We start from the raw sequence: 11,036 nt of genomic DNA, 5'->3' as shown, positions 1-11,036 counted from the left end.
CCAACTCGCCAACTCGCCAACTCGCCAACTCGCCAACTCGCCAATTCGTCAACTCATCTGCTCCCTGACATACTTTAAATACTGCTCAAGGCTATTTTGCCATAACACCAATGCTTCTGTGAGTGACTCTTTAAGCGGTTTGTTGTCGAGTAAGCGTCGTTCTATTTTTTTTAACTCTATGCCGTAGCGGTTAAAACCGAGTTGTAAAGCGGTGCTTGCTTGGCGATGGAGCAGCTTAATACATTGTTCTTTATCTTCGTCTAATAATTGTTGAGCACGGATCAGCTTGTTGCGTGCGGATAATACAAACTCGTTGTAAATAGATGAAATCTCGTCTTCACTAAAAGAGCTTTTTAATGTGTCTGCTGCGGTATTGTCATATAAAACATCACTCAGCTCAACGGCAATACTGGGTGCATGGCTGCTTTGTGAATCACTTAATGCTTGGCGTAATTTTTGTTGTTTAATTGGTTTACCAACAATGTCTTTTATTCCTAATGAGAAATACTCTTTGATTTCGTCAGGGCTTAAACTGGCAGTAAAGGCGAGTACTGGGGTACGTTGATTTTTATGCTCCATACCTTTGAGGGTTTTAAGTACTTCTTGGCCAGTCAGATCTGGCAGGTTCATGTCTAATAGCACAACATCAAAGTGGTACTCTTGCATCAGGTTAATAGCACTTTTACCATCGCGGGCGAGCTTGATTTTATGCTCATCATCAGCCATAAATTCTATGGCTATTTTTTGATTTAAATCTAAATCCTCGACCAGTAATACATCTAATCCAGTTAAATAATCTTTTGATTGATGGCGCTGTTCAACAAGGCTGAGTTCGCCAAGCACAAGCGTGATATCAAAGCTAAACGAACTGCCTTTATCTAACTCACTGGTAATATCAAGTTGGGAGCCCAGTTTGGCTAGTAGGCGGCTGGTGATAGCAAGGCCTAGGCCTGTTCCGCCTTTTTCTTTACCTGCGCTACTTTGTACGTATGGCTCTGTAAGGTATTCTATTTCATCATCTTCAATGCCAGGCCCCGAGTCAATTACACTAATACGAATATGATGTTCAAGTTGGCGCTCCTCTAATAACTCTACGCGAATTTTAACTTCACCTTTGTCGGTAAATTTAATCGCATTACCAACGAGGTTAATGATGATTTGCCGAAGTTTTTGTTGGTCGCAGTAATAACAAGCTTGCTCTGGGAGGTTATAAATTAACTCAAACTTTAAGCGTTTCTGCTCGGCTAATGGACTAAGTAATAAACATAAGTTATGCAACCAAGTTTTAAATTCTACATCCTCTTCATAAAGTGCTTCGTTGTGTTGGTCAAGGCTTGCGTAATCAAGCACTTTATCCACTAACAAGTTAAGTGATTCGGCGGAGTTTATAATGGCTTCGCAATAAGGTTTGTCTCGCGGGTCTGTTGATTGATTTAAGATCAATTGCGCACTACCTAAAATACCATTAAGGGGAGTGCGAATTTCATGACTAATGGTAGATAAAAATAAGCCTCTTATTTCAAGATCTTTTTGCGCTTTATTAGTTAACTGATTGAGGTTTTGCTCTCTGCGCTCGTTACATAATAACGCCATCCCGGTGGTATAAAACATTGGGGCGATCACGCCATTAACCAGTAAGGTCACGCTAAACCAGTTTTCTTTTAACAGTGTGAAATTGTTAACATCTTCCATTAAAAAAGCGCGACCGACAAAAATACAGCTAATAATGGTCAGGATCAAAATATAGACAATGCTGCCATTGGGGTAGGGCTTACGGGCAAAGCGAATAAATAAGTACAGTAAAAACAGTGCTTCGCTTATATGCTGTAAATCAGAGGCCAACATACGATTACGAAGGTTAGAATCAACTACGGTAAAGTACATTAGCAATGCTCCGCAAAACAAGGTTGCTAATACAAAAAACCGAAACTCTTTGCCGCGGTAACCTAAAAATTGGCTGATTGCTAATGCATGGATGATGGACGCGCTAAACCATAAACTATTAGCAAGAACAATAGTGATAATGCTATCGAGACGACCGTGTAAGGCAAAGCTCATTAGAGCAATAAATAGCACTAAAGGATAAAGAATATATAACACTGTGCCTGGAGTGTTTTTGTTGGCGCGCCAAGTTAAAAAGTTGAGTAGTGCCATGACGACCATCATGGCGGCACTGGCAGAGTAGAGCGTGAGGGAGTCGAGCATTCATATTCCAAGCAGATCAGGATGACGAGTTTAGAATAATGGCAATTGCATTTGTTAGCAAATATCGTGCTCTAGAATAAACAAAAAAAACAGGCACAAAGTACCTGTTTTAATATTAAAATAAGAGTTACTAGATTAGCGAATTTCGTCCGGAATATTTTGTTGTGCCCACGATAATAATTCAATACGATTACGACATTTTGTCTTTCTAAATGCGCTGTATAAATGAGTTTTTACAGTGTGTGGACTAATGCTTAACGCTTCAGCTATTTCCTTATTTTTAGAGCCGTTACTCATTAAGGAGATAATTGCTTTTTCGCGTTTAGTTAATTTTACAGGTTCAATATCACCGTCAGTGAGCTTATGTAATGCGTCTTTATTGAACTGCAACATACGGTTTAATGCGTTACACATGATATCACGACGATACCACAGCTGATCTTCGAGTAATAAACGAATGCCTTTCATTAGCACATCAGCATTGTCAGTAGTATAAAAAACACCCCGAATACCGCTTAACAATGCACGATTAGCTAGTTCTGGATTTTCGTCTAAGTTGAATAATACGATATCGCACTTAATACGTAGATTGACCAATTGCTCTTTCAATTTCCCCCAAGCGTCTTGGCTTGATGTTTCGATAAACAATAAACGCGTTCCCTCAGGAACGTCAGATATATTTGTTCCGGTAGTAACATTGAGCCCTTGGGTTTTTAATAAAGGCTCTAATACATTAATACCAATTGTATTAATTGGCTCTAGATCTAGTAACAAAAAGGCAGAACTACTCATACTTACTATACTCTTGAATAAAGTTGACTAATCAATCCTAACATGCAATCCGCCCCTTTAGTATTAGAAATTTCCTACTTTAGGGTAAGATAGACATAGTTTTATAACGTTTATCGTATTCGTCATAAAAGATACATTTAAAAAACTTTGTAACAATTTGAAATTAATAGCAAATAACATTTTCTTTCAAAGTTAATTTTTTTTACAAATATTTACAGTTAAGCCGTTTAAAGTAAACCTTTAGTCTTATTTTGGTAAGGTGGCCACCCCATTATTTTACCTGCTAGCATATGTAAATGGATATGATAAACAGTTTGCCCGCCATGTTCATTGCAATTCATTACCACGCGGAAACCATCCTCTGCAAAGCCTTGTTGTTTCGCTATTTTTGCAGCAACCACATACAGGTGGCCAACAATTGGCGCATCTTGCTCGGTAATATCATTGATGGTCGCAATCGCTTTTTTCGGGATAATCAGCACGTGAAAAGGGGCTTGTGGGTTGATATCTCTAAACGCTAAACTAAACTCATCTTCGTAGATGATATCAGCTGGGATCTCGCGGTTAATAATTTTAGTAAAAATAGTTTCTTGGCTCATTTAAAGGGCTCTTTGTCGGTTGTACTAAAGTCACTAATGACAAACTTTGCCTGCAGTGTCAAACTGAAATCAAACAACAAGGAGCTATTATGCGTAAACATTTATTATTAAGCGGTATTGTGTCATTATTTTTGAGTGCGACAAGCGTGGCCGAAACCGTCAATTTTCCTGAAGAAATAGTGCCATTACAAGTGGGCGATAAGAAAATTGAGCATTCATTTTTCAACCGTGTTGATGAAGTCGAGCTGGTTCCTGGCGTATATCAGCTCAAACTTAAATACACCGATTTGTACGAGCAAGGTTACGATGAGCATCAAGTTATCGACTCAGAACCATTTTGGGTGACGATGACCATTGCTGCCAATACAGATTATGATGTGGTGTTTAACCGTGCTGATAATGCGGTAGCAGCAGAAGTTTTTGCAGAAGCGCCACAAGTGAGCTTACAAGCAAAAGGGGCGTCATTAGGCACGCCGCTAGTCATTATAGCTGAGCCCGATTTGACAAGTAGTATTAACTCTCAAGTTGCGACAGTGCAAGTAGCACCAACAGTAGCATCAGCAACCAGAGCTGCACCGATGGCTGCTAATTTACAAGCTCCAGTTTCTCGCCCTGCACCTAATGCAGGTAATGCGCCTAGTGCTGCCGCCATGTTAGATTTTTGGTGGCAACAAGCCAGTGCTCAAGAGCGGCAAGCTTTCATTGATAAAGTCACTAAAAATAAATAGCACTGATTAAAATAGATAGCAAAAAGGGCGAATAAATCGCCCTTTTTAATTTTCGTTATTTAGCTATTACTTAGCAAACAAGTCGTCAATAGTACCTTGCGCAAGTGGGTGGTAGCCCGGGCGCGCTTTTAGGTATACTTCATGTGCCCATTCACGTTTACCATTAGTAATCAGAGCTTTGTATAGCGGCACGATTAATTTGCGACGGCCAATACCTGATAAGTGTTTATCAAGTGCTGGATAGATAGGTTGATAGCCATTGCCAACCGCAAGCATAAACCAAGCAAAAGCACGCTCTGCGTTAGTTGATTGTGTAAGGTTGAACTCGCTGTCTAGCATCGCCATTTTATCTAGGCTTAAATCACGTGGTAAGTTATTTAAAAAGTGTAACCACTCATGCACAGTCCAATTTGCCGTAGGAAGTTGTGCGGCAGTTGTGTCACCTTTTAACCATGCTGCTGTTGCACTATCTACTTTATCGAATGCATCTGAGGTTGGGTTTGGTGCATCGCTCGGTAAGCCAGGCTGAAAAATCCACTCGTTTACTTTATCCATGCTAACAACACCTGGATACTGTTCAATTAAGTTCGTTTTTAAGTAAGTAACAAACTCTGCGGTGGTCAAAGATTTGAATGAAAACTCTTTAAAATAGGCTTTTACAAATGGGTCGAACTTGTCGCGACCATACTTGTTTTCAAGGTAAATTAAGAATAGCTGGCCTTTAGTATATGGCACTGAGCTGAATGCATCGTCCGGATCGCGGCCATTAAGTTTTAAGTTAAGGCGAGTATCTGGCGCTGCAATAGTTTTAAGTTGAGCACGTAGGCCCGCAGCGTCAAGCGCTTGCTCCATAACCGCACGGTCACGACCATAAACTTCTTCCATAATACGGTTTTCAACGTACGAGGTAAAACCTTCATTCAGCCATAAGTCTTCCCATGTAGCATTGGTTACTAAGTTGCCAGACCAAGAGTGAGCAAGCTCATGAGCGATTAAGTTAACTAGGCTTTTATCGCCAGCAACAACCGTTGGAGTGATAAACGACAGACGTGGATTCTCCATGCCACCGAAAGGAAAGCTCGGCGGTAACATTAAGAGGTCATAACGCCCCCAAGCATATTCACCATACATGGTACTTGTTTTATCGATCATCGCTTGCGTGTCTTCAAATTCAGCAACTGATGCATCTAAAATGGTTGGTTCAGCAAAAATGCCGGTTTGGCGTGACATAGCTTTAAATTCTAGATTACCAGCGCCAATCGCAATTAAGTAAGGAGAGATTGCTTGAGGCATATCAAAAATGTAATCGCCATCTTTATAAAGTGCATCTTTGTTGTCGGCACTCATCACCGCACGAACATCTTTAGGTGTATGAATACGTGCCGAGTAAGTTACACGCATCGCTGGTGTATCTTGTACTGGGATCCAACTACGAGCATGAATTGCTTGCGATTGGCTGTACATAAACGGATGAGTTTTACTGGCTGTTTGCTCAGGTGTTAACCATTGTAAGCCTGATGCTTCTGGGCGGCTATTGTAGTAAATGCGTACTTTTGCTGCTTGGTTTTTAAAAGTAATAGTTAACTTTGAGCCTTTAACATCATCACGTGCAGCAAGGGTAAATTTTGCTTTATGCCAGCCACCAGTTTGATCTTGATACATTACTTTATCAATATCTAAGTCACGGGTATCAAGTACCAATGTTTTGCTGTCGGCATTTTGCCATTGTAACGTATGCTCAACAAAACCTTCTAACTGCTTGTCAGCAAAATCAACGTCTAAATCAAGATTTAAGTGTGTAGTAATAACATCATCAAGATTAGCATAGGAATTTTGATCAATGGCGCTCGCCATTGCTTGAGAGCACATACCAGCCATAGCGAGGCTTAAAAAAAGCGGTTTAAGTTTCATATTGACCCTGGACGGAAATAAAAAGTGCAGGTTTTATATCATGATTGACCATCAGGGTTGAGCAATTTTTACAATCTGATGCGCGTTTTGCGACGATAGGTTACACTATTGCGATTAGTGACGATTAACCTTTGGGGCATTTTGTGGCTCTTTCTTTGCAAGCTTTTCATACATTTTCTTTACCGAGCCAGTGTTCACAACTGTGCGAAATAACTGACCTTACACAATTACAGCTACTGACGTTTGATAGCCCTTTTTGCATTTTAGGTGAAGGTAGTAACACGGTATTTTTAAGCGATTATCAAGGCACTGTAATTAAAATGGCGACTACCGGTATCGCCATCATTGAACGCGACAATGATTACTTACTTGAAGTTGCTGCAGGAGAAAACTGGCATCAGCTTGTTGCATATACGCTCAAACAAGGGATGCCTGGGCTTGAAAATCTTGCTTTGATCCCCGGTACAGTTGGCGCAGCACCGGTACAAAATATTGGTGCCTATGGTGTAGAGCTGGCAAAATTTATTGAATACGTAGAATATTTTGATATCGCCACTAAGCAGCTCATCCGCCTTAGTTGTCAACAATGCGAGTTTGGCTATCGAGAGTCTATTTTTAAGCATCAATTAAAAAATAAAGCAGTGATCACTTGCGTTGCATTGGCATTACCAAAACTTTGGCAGCCAGAGTTAAGCTATGGTCCTTTACAGCAGCTTGAGTCGGTAACGGCGCAGACGGTTTTTGAGCAAGTGATTAAAACTCGTAACAGCAAATTACCGGATCCTTACATACTTGCCAATGCCGGAAGCTTTTTTAAAAACCCAATTATAGAAAACCAGTTACTTAGCGAATTGCTCGTCGCGTATCCGCAGTTGCCTCATTATTACTATGATGAACACCACCATAAAGTAGCTGCCGGTTGGTTAATAGAACAAGCAGGGTTAAAAGGGTACCGTATCGCAGGAATTGAAGTGCATCAGCAACAAGCGTTAGTTTTAGTTAATCATGGTGGCAGTGAAGGCAGTGACCTAATTAAAATGATTCAACATATCCAGCAGCAAATATGGCAATGTTATCAAATAAGCTTACAGCATGAAGTTCGCTTGATGAATAATGATACTGAATGCCATATCGGTTTAGGGGAGTTAGCATGAAGGCGCCGGATGGTAATAAATTAGCAATCTTAAATGCGCTCAATCAGGGGGGCTTTATCTCTGGGCAATTACTTGGTGAGCAACTTGGCATTAGTCGCGCCGCAGTGAGTAAACATATGCAAAGTTTACAAGCGATGGGGCTGGATATTTTTAAAGTTAGCGGTAAGGGTTATAGCCTTAATAACTCCGTGGGCTTGTTAGAGCAAAATAAGATCCAGCAATATTATCAAGGCTTGAACGCCAGTACGGCACATATCGAAGTGCATCCGATCATTGATTCGACTAACAGTGAGTTAATGCGCCGTATTGCGGCTAAACAAACACTAGATTCAGGCACTGTCGTCGTCGCGGAAATGCAGCAAGCAGGGCGTGGGCGACGCGGACGCGTTTGGCAGTCTCCATTTGGTGCGAACTTGTATTATAGTTATTTCTGGCGCTTAGATGACGGGCTGCAAGCCGCAATGGGTATGTCTATCGCAGTAGGCTTAGCTGTTTACGATACGTTAAAAGCACTGTATCAGTTAGATATTGAACTCAAGTGGCCAAACGATATTTATCTTAATAAAGAAAAGCTCGCAGGTGTTTTGGTCGAATTAGATGGTCAGCCACAAGGACCATGTCAGCTCGTAATAGGCGTTGGTATTAATTTGCAAATGCCCACAAGCTACAGCCAGCAAATCGACCAAGCGTGGACTGATTTGAGCCAACATAGCCAACAGATTGATAAAAATCAGCTGGTGGCACATTTAACATACCACCTTGAGCAACGATTAGCGCAGTACAGTCAAACTGGCTTGCATGACATGTATCAGCAGTGGAACGAACTCAACGCCTTTGCAGGACAGTGTGTGGAGTTAAATACTGGGCATAGAAGCTGGCGTGGTATCTGTGAAGGCATAGATCCACAAGGTGGTATTCGTATTCGCCAAGATGGTGAGGTTAAAAGCTATTACGGTGGTGAAATTTCACTACGCAAGGCAGTTCAATGAGATTATTAATCGATGTAGGTAATACAGCACTTAAAGCAGCGCTATGCCTGCAAGGCGAAATCAAACCGTGTGATGTTAGTGCGCTACCTTGGCGGAAAATTAACGAGCTGGTTTATGCAAGTGTTGGTAAAAATGAGCAACTCAATGGGCTATTAGCACAAGCATTGGCATTTCAGGTGCCATGTTTTGAAGCGAAAGTGACTAAACAATTGAGTAACCTTAGCTGTGCGTATCAACAATTTAGTAATTTAGGTATTGATCGCTGGCTTGGTTTAATTGCTGCTTTTCAATTATGGCCGCAACAAGATTGCATTGTGATAGATACAGGCACAGCCACAACAATTGATGTACTTACAGCACAAGGACAACATTTGGGGGGCTGGATATTACCTGGCCTTGATCTCATGACACGCTCATTAACACAGAATACGCAGCGTGTTTTTGATGATGCCAACACGCCTTTTGCGAATGAGCTGGGTGTAAACACACCTAATGGTTTAAAAAATGGCGCGCTAGTGGCAACCTTAGGGGCTGTTGAACAAGCAAAATTACATTTAACCAATAAAAAACCTCAACTAATTTTTGCTGGTGGCTATGGTGCATTATTGAAAGCGCAATTTTTAGACGCGATTTATGATCCGCAATTAGTGATGAAGGGGCTCAATTACTGGTATGAATTGAGCAAAAATTAATAAAAACAGGCTGTTTTGCCTGATTTGTGAGCGTTCGGCACATAAAATCACATTTTTTTTAATTTTCTTGTTGCATCACCACCAACCTTCCTCTAATATCTCGCCCCGTACTAAAGCAGTGCCGACTTAGCTCAGCTGGTAGAGCAACTGACTTGTAATCAGTAGGTCAACCGTTCGACTCGGTTAGTCGGCACCACTTTCCTTTTACCGAAAGTGTTTAGTAAAGAATTATCGTGGAGGGGTTCCCGAGCGGCCAAAGGGATCAGACTGTAAATCTGACGGCTCAGCCTTCGCTGGTTCGAATCCAGCTCCCTCCACCACTTTATTCTTGACGGTTAGAGGTAGTTTAAGAACAGGTTGCTAACGCGGGCATCGTATAATGGCTATTACCTCAGCCTTCCAAGCTGATGATGCGGGTTCGATTCCCGCTGCCCGCTCCAGTTTCTGGTGTTGCTGATATAGCTCAGTTGGTAGAGCGCACCCTTGGTAAGGGTGAGGTCGGCAGTTCAACTCTGCCTATCAGCACCAGTCTTAGAATCTTCTTGATTACTTCCTTTATCTGTCAGAAAATACTATTTGAAATTTGAAAAATTTAACTTAATCTACCTCTGGTGGATTATTTTCATATGTAATCTAGATACACAAAACTGATAGGTTCCGTCATGGCAAAAGCAAAGTTTGAACGCGTAAAACCGCACGTAAACGTAGGTACAATCGGCCACGTTGACCACGGTAAAACTACCCTAACTGCAGCAATCACTAACGTACTTGCAAAAGTATACGGCGGTGTTGCTAAAGATTTCGCATCAATCGATAACGCTCCAGAAGAGCGCGAGCGCGGTATCACAATCTCAACTTCACACGTTGAATACGATACGCCTACTCGTCACTACGCACACGTAGATTGTCCTGGACACGCCGATTATGTTAAAAACATGATCACTGGTGCTGCTCAAATGGACGGCGCTATCCTTGTTGTTGCTGCGACTGATGGCCCTATGCCACAAACGCGTGAGCACATCCTTCTTTCTCGTCAAGTTGGCGTTCCTTACATCATCGTATTCATGAACAAATGTGACATGGTTGATGACGAAGAGCTACTTGAACTAGTAGAAATGGAAGTTCGTGAACTTCTTTCTGAGTACGATTTCCCAGGTGATGACTTACCACTAATCGCTGGTTCTGCGCTTAAAGCGTTAGAAGGCGAGAAAGAGTGGGAAGACAAGATCATTGAGCTTGCAGACGCACTTGATTCTTACATCCCAGAGCCAGAGCGTGACATCGATAAGCCATTCATCATGCCTATCGAAGACGTTTTCTCAATCCAAGGTCGTGGTACTGTTGTAACTGGTCGTGTTGAAGCTGGTATCATCCGCATCAATGACGAAGTAGAAATTGTTGGTATCAACGATACAACTAAATCTACTTGTACTGGTGTTGAAATGTTCCGTAAACTACTTGACGAAGGTCGTGCTGGTGAGAACATTGGTGCACTTCTACGTGGTACTAAACGTGAAGACGTTGAACGTGGTCAAGTACTAGCTAAGCCTGGTTCAATCAACCCACATACAACATTCACTTCAGAAGTATACGTACTTTCTAAAGATGAAGGTGGTCGTCATACTCCATTCTTCAAAGGTTACCGTCCACAGTTCTACTTCCGTACAACTGACGTAACTGGTGACGTACAGTTACCAGATGGCGTAGAAATGGTAATGCCTGGCGATAACGTTAAGATGACTGTAAAGTTAATCTCTCCAATCGCAATGGATGAAGGTCTACGTTTCGCAATCCGCGAAGGTGGCCGTACTGTAGGTGCTGGTGTAGTAGCAACTATCGTAGAGTAATAATTAACTTTTAAGTTAATTGTTAGAAAAAGGTCACTTCGGTGGCCTTTTTTAATGCCTACGATTTACGTCATGTGAAGGTGGCGCTGTTACCCATAGGCGTAGGTGCTTTGTAGCAA

The 11,036-nt window shown here is 41.6% G+C and carries 9 protein-coding genes and 4 tRNA genes; 9 read left to right on the top strand and 4 right to left on the bottom strand.

Features of this window, described 5'->3' with window-relative positions:
- Nucleotides 1-48: 48 nt before the first annotated feature.
- The 3 genes from H5162_RS13775 to H5162_RS13765 all read right to left on the bottom strand — a co-directional run bounded on the left by H5162_RS13775 (nucleotide 49) and on the right by H5162_RS13765 (nucleotide 3,596).
- Nucleotides 49-2,205 (bottom strand): ATP-binding protein, encoded by a 2,157-nt coding sequence (locus H5162_RS13775; protein ID WP_145242734.1) that lies wholly within the window; start codon nucleotides 2,203-2,205, stop codon nucleotides 49-51.
- Nucleotides 2,206-2,340: 135 nt separating this feature from the next.
- On the bottom strand, nucleotides 2,341-2,997 hold the full coding sequence (locus tag H5162_RS13770) for a response regulator transcription factor (protein WP_145242736.1): 657 nt from the start codon (nucleotides 2,995-2,997) through the stop codon (nucleotides 2,341-2,343).
- A gap of 227 nt (nucleotides 2,998-3,224) precedes the next feature.
- On the bottom strand, nucleotides 3,225-3,596 hold the full coding sequence (locus H5162_RS13765) for a histidine triad nucleotide-binding protein (RefSeq protein ID WP_182778784.1): 372 nt from the start codon (nucleotides 3,594-3,596) through the stop codon (nucleotides 3,225-3,227).
- 89 nt (nucleotides 3,597-3,685) lie between these two features.
- Between H5162_RS13765 and H5162_RS13760 the strand changes: the two genes are divergently transcribed.
- A complete protein-coding gene (locus H5162_RS13760; RefSeq protein ID WP_182778783.1) occupies nucleotides 3,686-4,324 on the top strand; it encodes a DUF2057 family protein in 639 nt (212 codons plus the stop codon).
- Between the two features lie 66 nt (nucleotides 4,325-4,390).
- On the opposite strand, the gene H5162_RS13755 is transcribed toward H5162_RS13760, so the two are convergent.
- Nucleotides 4,391-6,235, bottom strand: a complete 1,845-nt coding sequence (locus tag H5162_RS13755; protein ID WP_145242742.1) for a M1 family metallopeptidase — start codon at nucleotides 6,233-6,235, stop codon at nucleotides 4,391-4,393.
- 143 nt (nucleotides 6,236-6,378) lie between these two features.
- Here H5162_RS13755 and murB point away from each other — a divergent pair, with 143 nt between their 5' ends.
- The 8 genes from murB (at nucleotide 6,379) to tuf (ending at nucleotide 10,917) form a co-directional block, all read left to right on the top strand.
- Complete coding sequence (gene murB / locus H5162_RS13750; RefSeq protein ID WP_182778782.1) at nucleotides 6,379-7,389, top strand: UDP-N-acetylmuramate dehydrogenase; 1,011 nt, start codon at nucleotides 6,379-6,381, stop codon at nucleotides 7,387-7,389.
- A complete protein-coding gene (gene birA / locus H5162_RS13745) occupies nucleotides 7,386-8,378 on the top strand; it encodes a bifunctional biotin--[acetyl-CoA-carboxylase] ligase/biotin operon repressor BirA (RefSeq protein ID WP_182732635.1) in 993 nt (330 codons plus the stop codon). Before murB ends, birA begins: the two co-directional genes overlap by 4 nt.
- Nucleotides 8,375-9,070: a type III pantothenate kinase gene (locus tag H5162_RS13740; protein WP_182778781.1), complete on the top strand. Its 696-nt coding sequence runs from the start codon at nucleotides 8,375-8,377 to the stop codon at nucleotides 9,068-9,070. Before birA ends, H5162_RS13740 begins: the two co-directional genes overlap by 4 nt.
- Before the next feature lie 120 nt (nucleotides 9,071-9,190).
- Nucleotides 9,191-9,266, top strand: a tRNA-Thr gene (locus H5162_RS13735).
- 39 nt (nucleotides 9,267-9,305) lie between these two features.
- Nucleotides 9,306-9,390: transfer RNA gene (locus tag H5162_RS13730), tRNA-Tyr, on the top strand.
- A 45-nt stretch (nucleotides 9,391-9,435) separates the two neighbouring features.
- A tRNA-Gly gene (locus tag H5162_RS13725) sits at nucleotides 9,436-9,510 on the top strand.
- 12 nt (nucleotides 9,511-9,522) lie between these two features.
- Nucleotides 9,523-9,598 (top strand) — tRNA-Thr (locus H5162_RS13720).
- Nucleotides 9,599-9,732: 134 nt separating this feature from the next.
- Nucleotides 9,733-10,917: an elongation factor Tu gene (gene tuf, locus H5162_RS13715; RefSeq protein ID WP_182758002.1), complete on the top strand. Its 1,185-nt coding sequence runs from the start codon at nucleotides 9,733-9,735 to the stop codon at nucleotides 10,915-10,917.
- Nucleotides 10,918-11,036: the final 119 nt, after the last annotated feature.

Source organism: Pseudoalteromonas sp. SR41-8 (assembly GCF_014163915.1).
Classification (GTDB): domain Bacteria; phylum Pseudomonadota; class Gammaproteobacteria; order Enterobacterales; family Alteromonadaceae; genus Pseudoalteromonas; species Pseudoalteromonas rhizosphaerae.
This window is presented reverse-complemented; position numbering and strand designations above follow the sequence as displayed.